Consider the following 20,239-nt stretch of genomic DNA (forward strand, 5'->3'; position numbering starts at 1 on the left):
CGGCCACACGGCCGTGCCCCGCGTGCTGTTGTGCGGGCCGCCGCGTTCCTGCGCATCATGTCCGGCCCGGTTGAGGCGGGGCCCGGCTCTTCTCTCGCAGGTCAAGCAGGAGGACGGTCCAGCAGGAGGACATCGTGCAGGTCCGCACCGTGCCACGGGCGGGCCTCACCGATTCTGCGGTAGCCCCACGATCGGTAGGCCGCCTGTGCGGCCTCGCTCGACGGGTGGACGTTGAGCAGTGACCGCTCCTCCTGGCCGCCGGTGAGCAGCGCCTCATGGAGCCGCCGCGCCACGCCGTGACGCCGCCACGGGATGCGTACGGCCATCTCCATGAGGCCGAACGTCCGGTGCCCGTCCTCGCTCCGCATCTCCTCGGACACCGGGCCGACCAGCCGCCCCCACCATTCCGTGCCGGCGCCGAGCGGGTAGCCGAACGCCATCCCTACGGGCTCGCCCTCCGCCGTGTGCGCAAGAGCACCCCGGAAGGTGGGTTTACGCGCCTGGGCGCGAAAGCGCCGGAACGCGTCGGCCACGTCGTCGTCCGTCTCGTGGTAAGGCGGCTCGGCGAAGACTTCGGCATACACAGTGCTGAAGTCCTCTTCGGCCTGCGCGGCGCCCTCGCCGTCGAGGGCCTCCACCGTGATCGTGTCCGGTGGGTTCATGCGGTGTCCCCCAGCGTGTCGCGGATGCGTGCGGCGCAGTCCTGGGCCTTCGCCGTGTCGTAGACGGATGCCCGCCTGCGGAAGGCTTCCATACGGCGCATCAGGCGCGGCGAGGAGATGCTGGCCTGGGTGTCGAGGACGACGTGCATCTCGGCACATGCTTCCTCGACCTCTTCGGCCTGCAGGAGTACGCCGGCGAGCTTGGCGCGATACCAGGCACTGTTCCGCGTGTATCCGCTCTCCAGCCCGCCGACCGCCGACCGCCGACCGCCGACCGCCGACCGGAGGAAGGGAAGGGCCCGGCGTGGTTGTTCCGTGCGCAGGTACATGCTCGCGGTGGCGTAGTCGACCTCCCCGGAACCGGCGAACCGGGCCCATGGCGGGATGTCCGTATCGGAGTCCGTGCGGCCTCCGCCGCGAATGCCCGCACCATGGCCGCTTGTGTGTACCCGGCCTGCTCCCGCGACTGCGCCAATACGTAGCCGTGTTCTCCCGGCATGCCTGTCCTCCTCCGTGCACAAGCCGTCGCCCACCGTAGCGGCCCACCGCGTACGCGGCGGAGAACGTCCGCCTGAACGTCCGCCCGCGAGTGTCCGGTCGAGCCCACGCAGGCAGTGCACTGGTTGCCGAAGTCATTCCCTGCCTGAGAGGCATCTTGTGAACGGCACCCAACTGGACACCTCAATGACCTTGCGAGAAGCGGTGGCAAAGGCTCCCCTGATCGACAACGTGCGAGGGGTGCACCTGCTGGAACTGGGAAGCGGCTGGGACGCGCTCCGTGTGCCCGCCGCTCTCGGGGCACCGGCTCTGACACGGCTCAGGCAAGCGGGCGAGCAACTCGGCCCGGTACTGCACGATGCGCCCGGTCAGCGGTTCTACTTCACCGTTCCGCTGGGCAGCGGGCCGCACTGGCACCACGTGCCCGTACGGCTGTTGTCCACCGGCTCATGGCTGGTCGCCCCCGACCCGTCGTGCGCTTCGGAGTGGTTCGGCCGATGGTGCGAGCTGCCCGACGACGGAACGCTGACCGCCCCCGGCCCCCTCCTCTCCGCCCTCACCGCAGGGGCCGGAACGCCGAGCGATCGCGGCGGAGCCACATGTGGTGTCTTGCGCCCTTGACGGGCGACTTCTTCAACTCGTTGTGTTTTCAAGTTGGTTGGTGAAAGTTCGGTGGTGGGAAACGTCGCGCGGTGAGGCGTGAACCGCTTAGCATCGGGGGCTGCGTCACAGGCGGAACATGCATCACTCCTGCACCATGCCGCCGTACTGCCGCATCGTGCTGCCTTGACGGCTGCCACGTCCGCTCCGCCGACTAGCACCAGGTGTTTCCGTGTCGCAGACATTCCTGCCCCGACCGAGCAGGAGGACTCCACGGTGAGGATCACCCCTCGCCTCGTCCTGCTGGCCGCGTTACCGCTCGTCGTCGCAGTGGCCTTCGCCGCACGGGCGCTCGCTCCGGCCACCAGCCAGGCACTTGAGGCCAACCGGTTGACGAGTATGGCCGAACTCGCGAGCACAGCGGGCGACTTGACGCACGCGCTGCAACGCGAGCGGATGGCCGCCGCCTCCGTCGTCGCCTCGCAGGGCGGCAGCATCACGCGGTTCCAGAGCCGCGTCGAGGCCACGGACCGCAGTACGCACAGCTACCGTGACCAGCGCGCCGAGCTGTCGGACGGGCCGGAGGGCACCGCGGTGGCGCTGCGGCGGGTCGACCGCTCGCTGGACGGGCTCTCCTCGCTGCGCGCGCAGGTACGTTCCGGCAGCGGATCGCTGTCCTCGCTCGCGTTCGGGTACCGGATCGCCGTCGCCGACCTGATCGCCTACCGCGACAGCATCGCGCAGGCCGACGGCATCGACTCCGCCGTCGCCGACCGCATCCGGGCCGCGGCGGCGCTCTCCAAGGCGGCGGAACAGCTCGGTCAGCAGCAGGTGACGGTCGCCAGGGCCTTCGCGGGCGGTGGACTCACCCCCGCGTCCCGGCAGTCGTTCGATGCCACCCGCCTCGCCTACGCCGAGGCGACCGCCGACGTGTACGCGCTTGGCCCGCCGGAGTGGCGCTCCTGGCTGGAACGTTCACTCTCGGGACCGAAGGCGCTGCGGGCACAGCGGCTTGAGGACGGGATCGGCCGCGCGGGACTCGGCCACCAGCTCTCCGGCAGCCCGCGCGAGTGGTACGCGGCCTCCTCGGCACGGCTGGACCTGCTGCGCAGCGTGGAGCGCCGTACCGACTCCGCCGTACTGGACACCGTGACCGAGAAGCGCACCAGCCTCCTGTGGTGGGCCGCCGGTGAGCTGCTCGTCGTCGTACTGACACTGGTCGTCGCGGTCTTCGTCACCCTCAGGCTCGGCCGCGCCATGATCGGCCGGCTGCGGCATCTGCGCAACGCCGCGCACGACGTGGCGCAGCGGCGGCTGCCGGAGATCATGAAGGAGCTGTCCCAGCCCCGCGCCCTGGGCCGTGCCACACCCGAGGAGATCGCCGCGCGCTCCGGCAGCCCGCTGGAGACGGTGGGCCGTGACGAGATCGGTGAGGTCGGCCAGGCGTTCAACGCCGTGCACTACGAAGCGGTCCGGCTGGCGGCCCAACAGACGGTTGTGCACGAGCAGTTCGCCGAGAGCCTGGTCGGCGTCGCGCGCCGGGGCGCCGAGCTGACCGGCGTCATGGCAGCGCAACTGGACGCCGTACAGCGCGACGAGCTGGACCCCGAGCGGATGAAGACGCTCTTCGCGCTGGACCACCTCGCCATCCGCATGGACCGCAACACCAACAACCTGCTGGTGCTCGGCGGCCATGGACACGGCAGGGTCCGCAGGTCCGATGCCTCGTGCACCTCTGTGATCTACGCGGCGGCCCAGCAGATCGAACGGTACGGCCGGGTGAGCCTCGGGCACATCGAGCCGACCATCGGCATCGCGGCCCGCGCCGTCGACGACATCGCCCATCTGCTGGCCGAACTGCTCGACAACGCCACCCGCTTCTCTCCGCCCGACACCGAGGTGGGTGTGGCCGCCTGGCATCTGTGGGACCGGACGGTGGTGCAGATCGTCGACGAGGGCGTGGGAGTGGCTCCCGCACGCCGGGCCGAGCTGAACGCCCGGCTCGCTGAGCCGCAGGCCGATGTCGGCGCCGCCGTACGGACCATGGGCCTGCATGTCGTGGCCAGGCTCGCCGCCCGGCACGGTGTGACCGTGGAACTGCGCGCCTCCTCGGGCGCCGGCACGATAGCCGAGGTCTCCCTCCCCCAGTCGGCGCTCGCGAGACCGCCAGCGCCCGACGAGGCGCAGCCGGATCCCTCGCAGGGTGTACGGGGGACGGAGCGGGGCGGCGTGGAGTTCGCGGAGTTGCTGGAGTCCCGCGCGTTCGTCCAGTCCCCGACGCCTGCCGGGTCGGGCGACTTCGCCCAGTCAGCCCGTTCCGGTGCGTCCACCGGCACGTCCACCGGCGCATCAGCGGAAGCCGTCCGGTCCGGCATGTCCGCCGAGTCCGCCCGGTCCGGCATGTTCGTGCAGCCCGGTCATCCCGGTCAGCCCGGTCAGCCCGGTCAGCCCGCCGAGGAATCCGACCACCGGCGCGCCCCGGACACGACAGCGGCACGGGACACACGACCGGGCGAGGACGAAACGGCGGACCGGGGCGGACCCAGGGCAGGGGCCGCGGCAAGGACCGGGGCCCAAGGCCAGGACCGTGGCCAGGCACCCCAGCGACCGGCCGTCCCCGCACCGCACGACCGGCAGCCGACCGGCACGCCGGACACGCGGACCCCGGCCGCAGCGGCGCGGGCTCCCGCACGCGGTGCTGCGGACGCGGCGTCGGCTCAGTCGGTCCAACCAGCTCAATCGCCCCAACCGGCGGACCGCGTGGCCGGAGTCAGCTCGTCCGGGCTGCCGATGCGCCGCCCGCTGCCGCCGCAGGAGCGACCGGCTCCGGTGCGGAGGCCCGGGGCGTCCGGTGGTCCCGGGGGCTCCGGTGGTCCCGGGGCCGCGCGTGCGGAGGCGGGGGCCGCGGGTCCTCCCCGGCGGCGCGACTCGCGCCAGGTGTCCGATGTCCTGGCGGCCTACGCACAGGGAATCAGCCGCAGTACCCGCAACAGGAGCGCGCGGGGCGGGACTTCGCCGTCCCCCGTGCGCCCGTCCGACGACGAAGACGACACGCAACGGAGCACGTCATGACCACCGAATCCCCCCGCGACCTGAGCTGGTTGCTGAGCGACTTCGCCCGGCGTGTCCCGGAGGTGACCCACGCCATCGCCGTCTCCGTCGACGGCCTGGCGGTGGCCTACGCCGGTCTGGAACAGGATGACGCCGACCGCCTCGCGGCCATCGCCTCGGGCATCGTCAACCTGCTCTCCGGAGCTGCGCAGCTGCTGCAGACCGATCCCGTCGAGCACAGCCTGACGGCCATGGACGGCGGCTACCTCTTCTCGATGGCCGTCTCCTCCGGTGCCTCGCTCCTGGTGACCACCACCCGGGAGGCGGACATCGGCGAAGTGAGCTACATGATGTCCGAGCTGATCAACCAGGTCGGCGACGCGCTGTCCCCCACGGTCCTCACGGCGGGCCAACAGCCCACCCCCTGACCGTCGTTGGCTTCCCCCTCCCTCCAGCCCCCACGTGCCCCACTCCCCCTCCGCCCCCGTTCCCTCCCCGTCATCGGACAGGAGCCACCGTGACAGCGAACATACGCAGAGCGCGCCGTGCCACAGGCAGCAGGAGACTGACCGGCACGGCCCTGGGCCTCGCCCTGATGATGACGGCCGCCGCCGGGTGCGGCGGCGGCAGCGGGGGCGGGTCGGGGGACGCCAAGGTGAAGATCGGCCTGCTGGCCTCGCTTTCGGGTACGTACAAGGCCGTGGGTACGGACATGCGGGCGGGGTTCGAGCTGTACCTGGACACGCACGGGGACAAGCTCGGCGGGCGCGAGGTCGACCTGTCGGTCGCCGACGAGGGTGACGGCCCGCCGACCGCCGTACCGGCGGCCACCAAGCTGATCAAGAAGGACCGGGTGGACGTGCTCACCGGCATCGTCGGCGGCGGTTCGTACAACGCGGTGCTGCCCATGACCAAGCAGCGGCAGATCCCGCTGGTGGGGTCCAACGGCAGGCCCGAGGTCAAGGACGTGAGCAACGTCTGGCACACCAGCTATCTGTCGGACGAGCCCGGCGAGGCCATCGCCGAGTACGTCAAGAAGAAGGCCGACGGGCCCGTGTACGCGATCGGCCCCGACTACCAGGGCGGCCACGACGAACTGCGCGGCTTCACCACGGCGTTCAAGAAGGCGGGCGGCGAGCTGGCCAATCCGGACGGCAAGACGCGCTGGACGCCGTTCCCCAAGACCACCAACTTCACGCCGTACTTCTCCGACATCAAGAAGTCGGGGGCCAAGGCCGTGTACTGCTTCTACGCGGGCAAGGCGGCGATCGACTTCGTCAAGCAGTACGCCCAGTCCGATGTGGCCGATCTTCCGCTGTACTCCGCCGGGTTCCTCACCGAGGGCAGCACCCTGGACGCACAGGGCAAGGCGGCCAAGGACATCTACTCGGTGCTCAACTACGCGGCCGACCTGGACAACGGGCCGAATCGCAAGTTCGCAGCCGACTGGACGGCGAAGCACGGCACCCCGCCCACCACCTACGCGATGGCCTCCTACGACGCCGCGGCCGTGCTCGACAAGGCCGTGGCGGCTGCGGGCAAGGACGGCGGTGACGTGACCTCCAAGACCATCAACGAGGCCATCGGCAAGCTCGGCCAGATCGAAAGCCCGCGCGGGGTCTGGGAGTTCGGCGACCGCACCCACGCACCCGTACAGAAGTGGTACCTGCGCCAGGTGCGCCCTGACGGCAAGAAGCTCGCCAACGTCATGGTGCAGGACCTGGCCACGCTCGGCGACTGAGGTGGGTGTCCTCGACGCGCAGCTCGTTCCGGCGGTCGACGGGGTGGCCTACGGGCTGCTGCTGTTCGTCGTCGCCTCAGGACTGAGCCTCGCCTTCGGTACCGCCGGTGTGCTCAACCTGGCACACGGCACGCTCTACGCGATCGGTGCCTACACCGGCGCCGAACTGAGCGACGGCACCTGGGGCGGCCTCGCCCTCGGCCTGGCCGCCGGAACCTCGGCCGCCTGCGCGGCGGGGGCGCTGCTCTCGCTGGCGACGGCCCCGCTGTCGCGGCGCGGGCACCTCGCGCAGGCGCTGCTGACGTTCGGCCTGGCGCTGATGGGCGGCAACCTGCTCGTCGAACTGTTCGGCGCCGACGAGTTGCCCGTACGGATACCGGAGGCGCTGGACGCCTCGGTCTCCCTGCTCGGCCACCGCTACCCCGCCTACCGGCTGGTGTTCATCGCCATGGCGGTGCTGCTCGCCGGAGCCGGCACCTGGGTGCTGACCCGTACCCGCGCCGGCGCCGCCGTCCGCGCCGCAGCCGACGACCCGCAGATGCTCGCCACCACCGGGACCGACCCCAGGGCCGTGCACACCGGAGTGCTCGCGGCGGCGGGAGCGCTGGCGGGCGCGGCGGGAGTGCTCGGGGCACCCATCGTCGGGCCAGGCCCTGGTACGGCCGAGAGCGTCCTGATGCTGTCGCTGGTGGTGGTCGTACTGGGCGGGCTGCGCTCCCTGTGGGGCACGCTGCTCGCGGCGGTCGCCGTCGGCGAAGTGCAGACGCTGGGCGTCTCGTTGGTGCCCGACTGGGCGCCCTACCTGCTGTTCGCCGCCATGGCCGCCGTCCTCACCGTACGGGCCAGACGCTCGGCACTCCCCGAGCCCGGCGGCGGCGCGGGTACGGCGCGGGCAGGTACGGCTGGCGCGGGTACGGCGGGTGCGACTGCGACCGCGATCAAGGCGGCTCGGGCCTTCACGGCTGCCGCAGCGCCCGTACGGCGGTGGCGGCGGCCCGCACGGACAGGAGGGCGGTACGCCGGGAGAGCGCGCGGCGCGGGAGGGGCCACCGGACGGGCGCGCGGCGCGGGGCCGTTCATCGCGCTGTGCTGCCTGCTGGCCGCGGTCCCCTGGGTGTTCGACGCCTACAGCATCACGCTGGCCGGCTACGCGCTCTCCCTCGGCCTGGTCGCCGTCGGCGCCGGGATCATGACCGGTTACGCGGGACTGCCGACGCTCGGCCAGACGGCGCCCTTCGCCGTGGGCGCCTACACCACGGCGCTGCTGGCGCAGGCCGGCTGGACCGTGGGGCCCGTACAACTCGCCGTCTCCTGCGGGGCCGCTGCGCTGTTCTCCGCGGTGACGGGACCGGCGGTGATACGGGCACGCGGCACCACCGTCCTCATGATCACCCTCGCCATCGGTGAGCTGGCCGGTACCGCCATCGGCGAGATGAAGTCCGTTACCGGTGGCACCGACGGCATCGGCGGCTTCCCACCGGCCCAACCCCTATGGGGCGCGGGCGCGTTGGAGGGCGAGAGCGCCGTCTACGGCTACGTAGTGGTGGTCACGGCCGCCGTGCTGGCCGTCACCCTGGTCGTGCTGCGCTCCCCCGCGGGGAAGCTGCTGACCGGCACCCGTACCGCAGAGGAACGGATGCGCGCCTCGGGCCATCCCGTCGGCCGCTACCTCCTGCTGGCCCATATCGGCGCGGGCACGCTCGCCGGCGTGGGAGGCTCCTTGATGATCAACGTTCAGCAGTATGTGTCCCCGGCTGACGTCGGCTTCGAGATCGCCGCACTCGCGCTGCTCGCCGCCGTCATCGGGGGCGCGACCTCCGTGGTCGGTGCCGTGCTCGGTGCCGGACTGATCGTCTTCACCCGCGACTGGCTGTCGGCGAGCTGGCCGGGGCACGGACCGCTGCTGCTCGGCGCCCTGTTCGTGATCGCCGTCTACGCACTCCCGCGCGGCCTCGCCGGAATCCGCTTCCCCACCCGGCGAGACGGCCCACGAGGAACGCCCGCCACCACCCCGGGAAACGGCTCCCCCGACACCCCTCCCAGCGCCGCGCCCTCCGCGCCCTGCTCCGATTCCTCCTCCCCCTCGTCCCCCGGTTCTTCTTCCTCCGATCCCTCCTCCGATTCCTCCTCCGACGAGTCCCCCGCGCGGAAGGCGCCGTCGTGACACCCGAAGCCGGTACGCAGCCGTCGCCTTCCGGCCTGCGCCTCACCTCCCTCACCCGCCGCTACGGCAGCCTGACCGCCGTCGACAACGTGAGCCTTCATCTGCCGCCTGGCGCCCGGCACGCCGTCATAGGCCCCAACGGAGCGGGCAAGTCCACCCTGCTCGGCCTCATCGCCGGAACCCAGCGCCCGCACCACGGCACCATCGCGCTCGACGGGCGCGACCTCACCCGTACGGGCCCCGCGCGCCGGGGGCGGCTCGGTATCGGCCGCAGCTTTCAACAGGCCACCGTCATCCCCGACTTGACGGTGCTCGACAACATCGTGCTGGCAGGGTGGCGGCACCACCCGAAGCGGCGCGCAGCCTGGCGCAGCCCTGCCCGTTACCGGCTGTGCGCCGAAGAGGCAGCGCGCCTCCTGGAGTCCGTCGGCCTCCAGGACCTCGCGGAGACGCCCGCCGGGGCTCTCTCGCACGGCCGGCGCAGCCTGCTCGACGTCACCGCAGCGCTGGCGGCCCGGCCACGCGTACTGCTGCTCGACGAGCCGGCGGCCGGGCTGACGGACCAGGACATCGAACGCCTCCTGCGGCTCCTGGGCGGCAGCCCGGGAGACGGCGGGCCACTCGGAGACGACGTGGCGGTGCTGCTGGTCGAGCACCACACGGGTGTCGTCGCCCAGGCAGCCGACACCGTCACCGTGCTGGTCGAAGGGCGCGCGCTGCTCACGGCCCCCACCGCCGAAGCGCTCGCCCACCCGGCCGTACGCGACGCGTACCTCGGCACAGCGCCGCAACCGGACACTCCTGAACCCGGCACACCGGACCAGGAAACGGACACGACCGGCCCGGGAACGACGGCCCAGGACACGGACACGACGGACGCGGACACAACGGGCCCTGACACAACGGACGCGGACACAACGGGCCCTGACACAACGGACGCGGACACAACGGGCCCTGACACAACGGACGCGGACACGACGGACGCGGACGCCCCGAGGCCCGTCAAGGGCCGCCCACCGCAGGGGAGTTCGTAATGCTGGCACTCAGCGGACTGACCGCCGGCTACCACGGGGGCACGGCCCTGCACGGCCTGGACCTCGACGTACCGGCGGGCACGGTCCACGCGGTCGTCGGTCACAACGGGGCGGGCAAGAGCACCCTCGTGCACGCCGTCGCCGGACTGGTGGTCCCCGCCTCGGGCACGGTGCGCGTGGCCGGTACGGATGTGACGGGGCGTGCGGCGCACCGCATCGCACGTGCGGGGGTCGGCCTCGTCCCGCAGGGCCGACGCGTGTTCGCGGGCCTCACCGTGGCCGAGCACCTGAAGGTCTCCCACCGCCCGCACCGCAGCCCAGGCGCCGGGTCCAGCGCCTGGACCCCCGACCGGGTGCTCGGCCTGCTGCCGGGGCTTGCCGCCCGTACGGCTCACCGGGGCGGCCAACTCTCCGGCGGGGAACAGCAGATGCTCGCCCTCGCCCGCGCGCTGCTGGGCAGCCCTCGCGTGCTGCTGCTCGACGAGCCGACCGAGGGCCTGGCACCGCTCGTCGTCCAGCAGATCCGCGAGCTGATCGCCACCCTCGCGGCGGAGGGCATCGCCGTACTCCTGGTCTCCCCCAGCCCGGCACTCGCAACGGACTGCGCCGACGCCGTCACCGTCCTCACCTCAGGCCGCGTCACCGCACACATGACCGGCAACACGGCCCGCGCACACCCGGAGAAGCTACGCGAGGCCCTGTCCCTGGCCACTCCCTGAAACCGAGGGGGAGCGGCCACTCCCTGAGTCGGGGGCGGCCGGCCACTCGCCGAGTCCGGGGCGAGCGGACTGCCGCAGGAGCGCAAGAGTGGGTCCGTTCCAAGTCGGCCTCAACGCACCGCTGACCGGATTCCGCACCCTGATCCATCCAGAACCAGAGCGCGGACATCACACGCGACTGGCGCCGCAGTGTGCTCCCCGCCCCGGTTGGGCACCCCTGCGGAACGCACCTAACGGCTGACCGCGTGCCCTCCGAACCCACTGGTGCGGTCCGAGCCCCGGTGCTGTTCCTGCCACCATGCCTCCAGGTCGGCCTCCCGCATCGCCGACCAGTCCGGTGTCTCCTCCACCTGGGCCCTGCCCAGCCTGCGGCCGAGACCGACGAGCGTGGCGCCGACAGCGGTACGGTCCGCGTCGTAGGCGTCCAGCACCTCCCGCCAGTCACCGCCGGCCCGCCAGGCGGTCTCCAGCGACCACGCGTCCTGCAGCGCCTTGACGCTCCCGCCCCCGATGTGCGGCCTGGCGACGGTGGCCGCGTCCCCCGCCAACAGCAGCCTGCCGGCGGCGTAGTGGGGGACCTCCAGGTCGTAGATGGGCTGGATGAGGGTGCTCTCCACCGGGGTACGCAGCACGCACTCGGCCCAGTACGGCGGGAAGTTCCGTGCCACGAGGTCCCGCAGATAGCCCGTCAGCTCCGGCGCGAGCGCGCCCGGTGGCAGCGACACAGGCGTACGCAGATCCTGCTGGGGGCCCGGCAATTGCGGCGGCACCGTGTAAAGCACCCAGTTGAGCGGGTCGCCGTGCCCGGCACCGGGAATGCGGTACATCACGCAGTGGCCGCCGGGAAAGACCACGGTGCGGGCATCCATGACGTCCACGGCGCCACCGGCAGCCGCCACGTCCGCCGCGCCCGCGACATCCATGGCATCCATGACATCCGTGACACCCGTGACCGACGCGCTCTCGGCCGCCGTACCGTCGCGCCCCGCGCCCCGTGGCCCCCGCCCCCAGGGCGCGGGAGAACTCCCGCGCCAGCCCAGATAGCCGGAGTACTCCGGCAGCAGGCCGGGGAACATCGTCTCCCGCACCACGGACCGGTAGCCGTCGGCGCCGACCACCGCGTCGAACCGTTCACGCTCACCGCCCGCCAGCTGAACGGTCACCCCGTCCGCGTCCGGCTCCAGGGCGCAGACCGCCGCATCCGGCCGGTACACCACGGACTCGGGCACCCGGCGGCGCAGTTCACGCCAGAGCGAGCCCCAGGCGTACGCGCGGAAAGGAAAGGGCTGGGCCGCGATCGCCCGCCCGAGCGGCGCTTCCCCGTCCCGTACGGTCCACACCCGACGCCTCAACTCGCCCCAGGGCATGGCCGCGTCCACATAACCGGCCGCTTCCAGCTCGCCGTACCGGCTGCTGTGAAGCGTCACACCCGTGCCCCGCTTCTGCAGCGCACCGGCAGCCCGCTCGAACACGGTGACCCGCTCGGCCCCGCCCCGCGCCACCGCCAGAGCCACCGCACACCCCGCGATACTCCCACCCACCACGGCGACACTGCCCCCACCCACCACGTAACTCCCCCTCAGTCCCCCGCGACTTGACCACTCCGAGAACTCACGGTTCCCCGCCGGGCCCCCGCAGTCAACCGGTTCCGGAAGACGCGTGATCAGCCGGCGCCCGTGCGCGCTGCGATGCCGTGCTCGACGGTGTCGAACGCCTGGGCAAGGCGGCGGCGGTGCGTCGTGGCGATCTCGGCCAAGTCGCCTCCGGCGAGGCGGCGTTGGGCTGTGCCCACGGCCACCGTGCGGTATGCGGCGATGAGCAGCGCCGCGACCAGTGCGTGGTCGCCCGAGAAGCGCGCGTCGTTCTCCAGGTCCGTGGCCAGCGCCTGCTCGATCTCGTGCTCGAAGGCGCGGAGCCGGGCGATGAGCGCGGGGGACTCCGCGATGGTGCGGAGGAAAGGCTCGACGCCCTCGCTCAGCCCGGACAGCGCGTGCCCCTGGTCCACGAGTGCGAGGGCGACCCGGCGGATCGCCTCGACGGGGCCGACACCCTCCTCGCGCTCGCGGATCGCGGTCCGCACGGTCTCGACGGCGCCGGGAAGGCGGTCGAGCAGGAGGTCTTCCTTCCGCTCGAAGTGCGAGAACACCGTCACCTTCGAGACACCCGCGGCAGCGGCGACCTCCGCGATCGTGACGTTCTCGAAGCCGCGCTCAAGGAACAGCTCGGTCGCGGTCGCGGCGATGTGCGCCCGCGTCTTCGAGCCACCGCGGTCTCCCCGTTTCGGCATGTGACAACGTTCCCTTCCCGCGTTACATTTACTAGGTAAGCTTACTCAGTAAACCTACCGAGTAAACCCTTGAACGAAGTGTAAGGGGCACGCCATGCAGCGGACTGATGTGATCGTTGTCGGAGCCGGACCCACCGGCCTGTTGCTCGCCGGTGAGCTGGCGCTCCAGGGGGTGCGGGTGACCGTTCTGGAGCGACTGCGGGAGCCGGACCCGACCATCAAGTCCGGCTCGGTCAACGTCGCCAGCGCCGAGATCCTCGACCGTCGCGGCCTGCTGCCCGCCGCCGAGGAGGTGCACAGGCGTCGGGTCGCGGCGGCCGGCGCGCTCGCGACCGGCCGCGCGAACGCCACCGCGACCGGGCTGCTGAAGGGGATCAAGCAGACCTCCCGCCGCTTCCCCGTCATGGGCCACTTCGCCGGAATCATGTTCCGGAACGATCTGGTCGACCAGGAGGACCCCGCCCTGGCCGCGCACACGGCCGTGGCGAACGGTGTCGCCGTACCGCAGTACGAGCTGGAACTGCTGCTCGCCGAGCACTGCACCCGGCTCGGCGCGGAGATCCGCCGCGGCGTCGCCGTACACGGAATACGCGAAACGGGCGCAGACCTCACCGACGGTGCGGGCGTCACCGTCGAGACCGGAGCGGGCGCGTTCACGGCCGGCTGGGTCGTCGCGGCCGACGGCGGACGGAGCGTGATCCGTAAACAGCTCGGCATCGACTTCCCCGGTACCGACCCCGCGATGGTCGGGTATCAGGCGATCGCCGACTTCGACGACCCGAGCGGACTCCACCGCGGCTGGACGTGGACACCGCGCGGCGTCTACGCGTACGGACCGGTCCCGGGACGCATCCTCGTCGCCAGGTTCGGCCGGCAACCGGAGAACCCGGAGAACAGGGACGCTCCCGTCACCCGCGAAGAGCTGCAGGAGATGGTGCGCGACGTCACCGGCGTCCACGTGACCATCGAGGGTGTCCAGGGCCGCGTGACCCGGTGGTCGGACAACGCGCGTCAGGCGGCGGCGTACCGCGCAGGCCGCGTGCTCCTCGCGGGCGACGCCGCGCACGTGCACTCGCCGTTCAGCGCCCAGGGCCTGAACCTCGGCCTCGGTGACGCGGTGAACCTCGGCTGGAAGCTCGCCGCGACCGTCCAGGGCTGGGCACCGGAAGGTCTGCTGGACACCTACGAGAGCGAACGTCACCCGATAGCGGCCTGGGTGCTGGACTGGACGCGGGCACAGGTCGCCCTGCTGCGCGGCGACGAGCGCACCGCGCGGCTGCGGAAGGTCGTCGGCGACGAACTGTTCACCGTGCCGGGCGCGATGAACCGGATGGTCGCGCTGTCCTCGGGCATCCAGCAGCACTACGCCGTCGCTGACGGAGCCGACGATGCCGAAGGGCCGGTGGGCTCGCTCGTCGGGGACGCCTGGCTGACCTCCGGAGGCCGGCTCGCCGACCACGCGCACGACGGCCGTTTCCTCCTCCTCGACCGCTCGCACGACGGCCGTTTCGCCGAAGCGGTACGGCAACTGGGCCACCGGATCGCCTACCTCACCGACCCGGACGGCGACCCGGACGCCGACGCCGGCCGCGCCCCCGCCCCCGGCCCCACCTCCGACACCTCACCGCCGAGCCTGCTCGTACGCCCGGACGGCGTCGTCATCTGGTCCACGGCGCACGGCGAAGAACCGGCCGACGACACCGCCCGTAAGCGGCTGGACAGCGCCATCTCCCGCTGGGCAGGCGCACGTTGAGCACGCTCTGAGGCCGCAGGTCACCGCCCGGGGACACAGGTCATCGCCCCGGGGCGGCAGCGGACAGGCCGATGGGGCCGTATCCCGCGTGTGCGGGATACGGCCCCATCGGGGTGTGCCGGGTGTGCCTGGTGCACGGGGTGGGCGGATGCCCGGACCGGTCGGTGACCAGGGATCAGCCGGTGATCAGGGACCAGGGATCAGTCGGTGATCAGGGAGCGGAGGACGTACTGGAGGATGCCGCCGTTGCGGTAGTAGTCCGCCTCTCCGGGGGTGTCGATGCGGACCTTGGCCTCGAACTCGACGCCACCGTCCGTCGTCACGTGCACCGTCTCCGGGATGCCGCCGTCGTTGAGCGCGGTGACGCCGGAGATGGAGAAGGCTTCCTCACCCGTGAAGCCGAGGGACTCGGCCGAGGTGCCCTCGGGGAACTGGAGCGGGAGTACGCCCATGCCGATGAGGTTCGAGCGGTGGATGCGCTCGTACGACTCGGCGATGACGGCCCGCACACCCAGCAGCGCGGTGCCCTTGGCCGCCCAGTCGCGGGACGAGCCGGAGCCGTACTCCTTGCCCGCGAGGATGACCAGCGGGGTGCCCTGCGCCTGGTAGTTCTGCGAGGCGTCGTAGATGAAGGTGACCGGGCCGCCTTCCTGCGTGAAGTCACGCGTGAAGCCGCCCTCGGTGCCCGGCGCGATCTGGTTGCGCAGGCGGATGTTGGCGAACGTGCCGCGGATCATGACCTCGTGGTTGCCGCGGCGCGAGCCGTAGGAGTTGAAGTCGCGGCGCTCGACACCGTGCGAGGTCAGGTACTTGCCCGCCGGGGTGTCGGCCTTGATCGCACCGGCCGGGGAGATGTGGTCGGTGGTGACCGAGTCGCCCAGCTTGGCCAGTACACGCGCACCGGAGATGTCGGTGACCGGGGCCGGCTCCATGGCCATGCCCTCGAAGTACGGGGGCTTGCGCACGTAGGTGGAGTCGGCGTCCCACTCGAAGGTGTTGCCCGTCGGGATCGGCAGTGCCTGCCACTGGGCGTCACCGGCGAAGACGTCGGCGTAGTCCTTGGTGAACATCTCCTGGCCGATGGCCGAGGCGACGACCTCCTCGATCTCCTGCTCGGAGGGCCACAGGTCCTCCAGGTAGACCGGGTTGCCCTCCTGGTCCGTGCCGAGCGCCTCGGTGGTGATGTCCACCTTCATGGAGCCGGCGATGGCGTAGGCGACGACGAGCGGCGGGGACGCCAGGTAGTTCATCTTGACGTCGGGGTTGATCCGGCCCTCGAAGTTGCGGTTGCCGGACAGTACGGCCGCGACGGCGAGGTCGTGCTCGTTGACGGCCTGCGAGACCTCCTCGGGCAGCGGGCCCGAGTTGCCGATGCAGGTCGTGCAGCCGTAGCCGACGAGGTTGAAGCCGAGCTTGTCGAGGTACGGCGTGAGGCCCGCGCGGTCGTAGTAGTCCATGACGACCTGGGAGCCGGGGGCCAGCGTGGTCTTGACCCAGGGCTTGCGGGTGAGGCCCTTCTCCACCGCCTTCTTGGCGACGAGCGCCGCGCCGACCATGACGTACGGGTTCGAGGTGTTGGTGCAGGAGGTGATCGCCGCGACGGCGACGGCGCCGTGGTCCAGCTCGTACGTCTTGCCGTCGGGGCCCGTGACCTGGACCGGCTTGGTCGGCACGCCGTTGGAGACGGCCGGCGCGTCGGATGCGGGGAAGGACTCCTTGCCCGCCTCGTCCATGTCGGCCTCGGTGACGTAGTTGACGACGTCCTGGCCGAACTTCTGCTTCGCGTCGGCCAGCGCGATGCGGTCCTGCGGACGCTTCGGGCCCGCGATGGACGGAACGACGGTACCGAGGTCCAGCTCCATGTACTCGCTGAACTCGGGCTCGTCGGAGGGGTCGTGCCACATGCCCTGCGCCTTGGCGTACGCCTCGACCAGCGCGAGCTGGGCCTCGGGACGCCCGGTCAGGCGCAGGTAGTTGATGGTCTCCTGGTCGATCGGGAACATCGCGGCCGTGGAGCCGAACTCCGGCGACATGTTGCCGATCGTGGCGCGGTTGGCGAGCGGCACGGCGCCGACGCCGTCGCCGTAGAACTCCACGAACTTGCCGACGACACCGTGCTTGCGCAGCATCTCGGTGATGGTGAGCACGAGGTCGGTCGCCGTGGTGCCGGTGGGCAGCCGGCCGGTGAGCTTGAAGCCGACGACGCGCGGGATGAGCATCGAGACGGGCTGGCCGAGCATCGCGGCCTCGGCCTCGATGCCGCCGACGCCCCAGCCGAGCACGCCGAGACCGTTGACCATGGTGGTGTGCGAGTCGGTGCCGACGAGGGTGTCGGGGTACGCCTGGCCGTTGCGCACCATGACGGTGCGGGCCAGGTGCTCGATGTTCACCTGGTGGACGATGCCGGTGCCGGGCGGGACGACCTTGAACTCGTCGAACGCGGTCTGGCCCCAGCGCAGGAACTGGTAGCGCTCGCGGTTGCGCCCGTACTCCAGCTCGACGTTCTGCGCGAAGGCGTTGGGCGTGCCGAACTTGTCGGCGATGACGGAGTGGTCGATGACCAGCTCGGCCGGCGCCAGCGGGTTGATGCGGTCGGCGTCGCCGCCCAGCTCCTTGACGGCCTCGCGCATGGTGGCGAGGTCCACGACGCAGGGGACACCGGTGAAGTCCTGCATGATCACGCGGGCCGGGGTGAACTGGATCTCCCGGTTCGGCTGGGCGTGGGGATCCCATCCGCCCAGCGCCCGGATGTGGTCGGCCGTGATGTTCGCGCCGTCCTCGGTACGGAGCAGGTTCTCCAGCAGGACCTTCAAGCTGTACGGGAGCCGCGCGGAACCCTCGACTTTGTCCAGCTTGAAGATTTCGTAGGACTCGTCGCCCACCTGCAACGTGCTGCGGGCGTCGAAGCTGTTCGCCGACACGACAGTCTCCTTCAGTGCCTTGAGTGCATCGGCCGCCGGTGCGCTATGGTGAGCAAGACATGAAGTTAGGTAACCCTTACTTACCTCTTCCTGCCCTTACTTGCCCTGCGACAGCGACCGCGACGTATGCCGTCGCCAGTTATCTCGATGTCGAGATAACTCTAGTACACGTCCGCCGGACGGTCATGCGCTGCCCCCTCCTGTCCCGCCCCCGTCTCGTCTCCTGTCCCGTCTCCCGTCCTGTTTCGCTGAAGGTCGGCCGGTCTCACCGAACCGTGGACTGGGCTGGGCTGGGCTGCGCTGGGCGTGCCGCGTTCGTCAGGGCCGTGCGGTGGGGCGCTGGGTCAGCTGGGGCGCTGGGTCAGCCGGGTCATCGCAGCCGGCGCGCGCGCAGCACCACGTCGTTGGCGTGGTGTGCGCCGGCACCGCCTTCGGGTGCCACGCGTGGCCGCTCCTCGTCCACCTCCACCTCCCAGTCGTCGTCGAGCAACTCGGCGACCATCGAGGGCCAGACGTAGTCGGCGGGGTCGAAGTCGCCCTCCTGCGCCTGCTGGGTGTCCATCCCCGCGTGGTGCACGAGCAGCAGCACACCGCCGGGCGCGACGGCCGCGAGCAGCGCCCGCTCGGCCGCGGCGTCGGGGGTGCGCAGCAGCGCCGGGTACTGCGCGGAGACCAGGTCGAAGGAGGCCGGCGGGAGCGCCGCCTCGGTGAGCGCGGCGTGCACCCAGTGAACGGTGAGGCCGGCGTCCCGCGCGTGCCCGGCAGCGCGCTCCAGCGCCACTCCCGAGACCTCAAGCGCGGTCACGTCCCAGCCGCCGCGCGCGAGCCAGACGGCGTCAGCGCCCTCGCCGCAGCCGACGTCGAGCACCCGCCCGGGTGCGAGCCCGGCGACCTCGGCCACGAGCGCGCCGTTGGGCAGGCCGCTCCACAACTGTTGTCTGTCGGCGTAACGGTTGTCCCACTCGGCCCGCACCGCGGGGTCTCCGACGTATCCGTCGGCGGGTGAGGAGGTGTCGGAAGCGGGCGATCCTGCTGTCATGTCGTTGGTCACGGGCCCACCGTCACTCCCCGCGCCTTGGTCACGCCACTCCTGTTGCCGCTCCGGCAAAACGGCGTTCACAGGGGCCCAAGCTGGTCCGGGTCAGAGAACCGATCCCCCAGCCTCAGCCGACCCGGACGCCGGCCTCGGCCCCGGCCCGTCGCAGCAGGGCCAGGACCGAGAACACGTACGTCCTCGGCTGTCGTCACGCTCCTCACGCGACGCAGGCCAGAGGTGATCTCCGTGGACGGCGAGCGCATCCCTCACGGATGGGCGGCGGGCCCGGGGGGCGCGTACGACGCCGGCCGGCTCACCAGGTCTTGCCGGCCTGTTCGCGGTTGGTGCGGTTGATCCGGTTGAAGAAGTTGGTCATCGCGATCTCCAAGGTGATCGCGGACAACTGCTCCTCGCTGAAGTGGCCTGCGGCGGCGTCCCAGATCTCGTCCGTGACACCCGCCGCGCCGTCCTGGAGCCGGGTGGCGGCCTCGGTCAGCGCGAGCGCCGAGCGCTCCTCGTCAGTGAAGAACGGCGTATCGCGCCACGTGCCCACGCTGTGCAGCCGCTCGTCGGTCTCTCCGTGCTTCTTCGCCGCCGCGACACTGCTGAAGACGCAGGGGCTGCAGCCGTTGATCTGGCTGGCGCGCAGGTGGACCAGGGCCAGCAGGCGCGGGTCGACGCCCCCGGCCCCGACCGCCTTCAACAGGTGCTGGATCCCGGTGCTCACACCGGGGTTCGCCGGGCTCTGGCTCTTCATACGTGCTTCCATCGGTACTGCTCCTTCATCGGTTACCTGTGCCCTTCCGGGCCCGTCATCCCCACGACGGAGCGGAGCCGAGGAAGGTAACAACATGTCCGACACCAGCCAGAAGGACCCGGCGGCCGAGGCGTTCGAGGCGCAGCGCGACCGGCTGCGCGCGGTCGCCCACCGCATGCTCGGCTCGTACGCCGACGCCGAGGACGTGGTCCAGGAAGCCTGGCTGCGGCTCTCCCGCCAGGACACGGCGACCATCCACAACCTCGCGGGCTGGCTGACCACGGTGGTCGGCCGGCTCAGCCTCGATGTCCTGCGCTCGCGCAGGACACGCGCCGAGGCGTCCTACGAGGACGGGCTGCCCGAGCTGCTGGTGACGGCCGACGACGGGCCCGCGCCCGAGGACGATGCGGCGCTCGCCGACTCGGTCGGGGTCGCGCTCCTCGTCGTCCTCGAAGCGCTCGGCCCGAGCGAGCGGCTGGCGTTCGTGCTGCACGACCTGTTCGGGGTGCCGTTCGACGAGATCGGCCACATCCTCGGCAAGTCGACGGGCGCCGCCAAGATGCTCGCCAGCCGCGCCCGCGGAAAGGTGCGCGCGACCGAGCGCCCGGCGGTCGCCGGACAGGAGCAGCGCGAGGTGGTCCGTGCCTTTCTGGACGCGGCCCGCCTCGGCGACTTCGAGGGGCTGCTACGCGTGCTCGACCCCGGGGTGCGGCTGACCGTCGACACCCCCGGCGGCGTGGTCGTCACCCTGGGCGCCACCGAAGTGGCCGCCGGCGCGCGGCTGTCCGCCGGTGCGGCGGCGCGGGGGCGCGGGGGCGGGCCGTACTCGTCAACGGCCTGCCAGGGGTGGTGTCCTGGAACGAGGACGGCACGCCGGTCTCCGTCATCGCGTTCACCGTCGTCGACGGCCGGATCACCGCCATCGCCGCCGTCGCCGACCCGGCCAGGCTCGCGTCCGTGGACCTGCCCCTGCCGCATCCGGAGTGAATCCGCCGCGACGGGCCCGGTACGCGCGT

General features: G+C 71.6%; 14 protein-coding genes and 2 pseudogenes. 9 read left to right on the forward strand and 7 right to left on the reverse strand.

Annotation, left to right across the window (positions count from 1 at the left end; translation table 11 throughout):
• Window positions 1-101: 101 nt before the first annotated feature.
• Entirely contained in the window at window positions 102-662 is a 561-nt protein-coding gene (locus NMN56_RS16980; protein ID WP_274045365.1) for a GNAT family N-acetyltransferase, read from the reverse strand.
• Window positions 659-991 (reverse strand): hypothetical protein, encoded by a 333-nt coding sequence (locus NMN56_RS16985; RefSeq protein ID WP_274045364.1) that lies wholly within the window; start codon window positions 989-991, stop codon window positions 659-661. The genes NMN56_RS16980 and NMN56_RS16985 overlap by 4 nt, the downstream gene beginning before the upstream one ends.
• 355 nt (window positions 992-1,346) lie before the next feature.
• On the opposite strand from NMN56_RS16985, the gene NMN56_RS16990 reads away from it, so the two are divergent.
• From NMN56_RS16990 to NMN56_RS17020, 7 genes and pseudogenes are all read left to right on the forward strand, one after another.
• Complete coding sequence (locus NMN56_RS16990; protein WP_280842853.1) at window positions 1,347-1,781, forward strand: hypothetical protein; 435 nt, start codon at window positions 1,347-1,349, stop codon at window positions 1,779-1,781.
• Between the two features lie 255 nt (window positions 1,782-2,036).
• Window positions 2,037-4,832: a sensor histidine kinase gene (locus tag NMN56_RS16995; RefSeq protein ID WP_274045362.1), complete on the forward strand. Its 2,796-nt coding sequence runs from the start codon at window positions 2,037-2,039 to the stop codon at window positions 4,830-4,832.
• Window positions 4,829-5,239 (forward strand): roadblock/LC7 domain-containing protein, encoded by a 411-nt coding sequence (locus tag NMN56_RS17000; protein WP_274045361.1) that lies wholly within the window; start codon window positions 4,829-4,831, stop codon window positions 5,237-5,239. Before NMN56_RS16995 ends, NMN56_RS17000 begins: the two co-directional genes overlap by 4 nt.
• 167 nt (window positions 5,240-5,406) lie before the next feature.
• Complete coding sequence (locus NMN56_RS17005) at window positions 5,407-6,552, forward strand: ABC transporter substrate-binding protein (RefSeq protein WP_274045464.1); 1,146 nt, start codon at window positions 5,407-5,409, stop codon at window positions 6,550-6,552.
• A 1-nt stretch (window position 6,553) separates the two neighbouring features.
• The gene (locus NMN56_RS17010; RefSeq protein WP_274045360.1) at window positions 6,554-8,716 is read left to right on the forward strand and encodes a branched-chain amino acid ABC transporter permease; all 2,163 of its coding nucleotides are present in this window, start codon (window positions 6,554-6,556) and stop codon (window positions 8,714-8,716) included.
• A pseudogene (locus NMN56_RS17015) lies at window positions 8,713-9,516 on the forward strand (ABC transporter ATP-binding protein); the annotation flags it as partial. The gene NMN56_RS17010 and the pseudogene NMN56_RS17015, both read left to right, overlap by 4 nt.
• Before the next feature lie 233 nt (window positions 9,517-9,749).
• Window positions 9,750-10,469 (forward strand): ABC transporter ATP-binding protein, encoded by a 720-nt coding sequence (locus NMN56_RS17020; protein WP_274045359.1) that lies wholly within the window; start codon window positions 9,750-9,752, stop codon window positions 10,467-10,469.
• A 230-nt stretch (window positions 10,470-10,699) separates the two neighbouring features.
• Here the strand turns inward: NMN56_RS17020 and NMN56_RS17025 are convergent, their stop codons facing one another.
• Together NMN56_RS17025 and NMN56_RS17030 are read right to left on the reverse strand one after the other, a co-directional pair.
• Window positions 10,700-12,034, reverse strand: a complete 1,335-nt coding sequence (locus NMN56_RS17025; RefSeq protein ID WP_274045358.1) for an FAD-dependent monooxygenase — start codon at window positions 12,032-12,034, stop codon at window positions 10,700-10,702.
• A 98-nt stretch (window positions 12,035-12,132) separates the two neighbouring features.
• Window positions 12,133-12,756: a TetR/AcrR family transcriptional regulator gene (locus tag NMN56_RS17030; RefSeq protein ID WP_274045357.1), complete on the reverse strand. Its 624-nt coding sequence runs from the start codon at window positions 12,754-12,756 to the stop codon at window positions 12,133-12,135.
• 94 nt (window positions 12,757-12,850) lie between these two features.
• On the opposite strand from NMN56_RS17030, the gene NMN56_RS17035 reads away from it, so the two are divergent.
• Window positions 12,851-14,509, forward strand: coding sequence for an FAD-dependent oxidoreductase (locus NMN56_RS17035; RefSeq protein ID WP_274045356.1), 1,659 nt, complete (start codon window positions 12,851-12,853; stop codon window positions 14,507-14,509).
• A 200-nt stretch (window positions 14,510-14,709) separates the two neighbouring features.
• Here the strand turns inward: NMN56_RS17035 and acnA are convergent, their stop codons facing one another.
• From acnA to NMN56_RS17050, 3 genes are all read right to left on the reverse strand, one after another.
• Window positions 14,710-17,430, reverse strand: coding sequence for an aconitate hydratase AcnA (gene acnA / locus NMN56_RS17040; protein ID WP_274045355.1), 2,721 nt, complete (start codon window positions 17,428-17,430; stop codon window positions 14,710-14,712).
• A gap of 370 nt (window positions 17,431-17,800) precedes the next feature.
• Window positions 17,801-18,469, reverse strand: a complete 669-nt coding sequence (locus tag NMN56_RS17045) for a class I SAM-dependent methyltransferase (RefSeq protein ID WP_430542609.1) — start codon at window positions 18,467-18,469, stop codon at window positions 17,801-17,803.
• Window positions 18,470-18,779: 310 nt separating this feature from the next.
• Complete coding sequence (locus NMN56_RS17050) at window positions 18,780-19,235, reverse strand: carboxymuconolactone decarboxylase family protein (protein WP_274045353.1); 456 nt, start codon at window positions 19,233-19,235, stop codon at window positions 18,780-18,782.
• A gap of 82 nt (window positions 19,236-19,317) precedes the next feature.
• Between NMN56_RS17050 and NMN56_RS17055 the strand changes: the two are divergent.
• Window positions 19,318-20,210 (forward strand): annotated as a pseudogene (locus tag NMN56_RS17055) (sigma-70 family RNA polymerase sigma factor).
• Window positions 20,211-20,239: the final 29 nt, after the last annotated feature.

It is taken from the genome of Streptomyces iconiensis (assembly GCF_028657195.3).
Taxonomy (GTDB): Bacteria; Actinomycetota; Actinomycetes; order Streptomycetales; family Streptomycetaceae; genus Streptomyces; species Streptomyces iconiensis.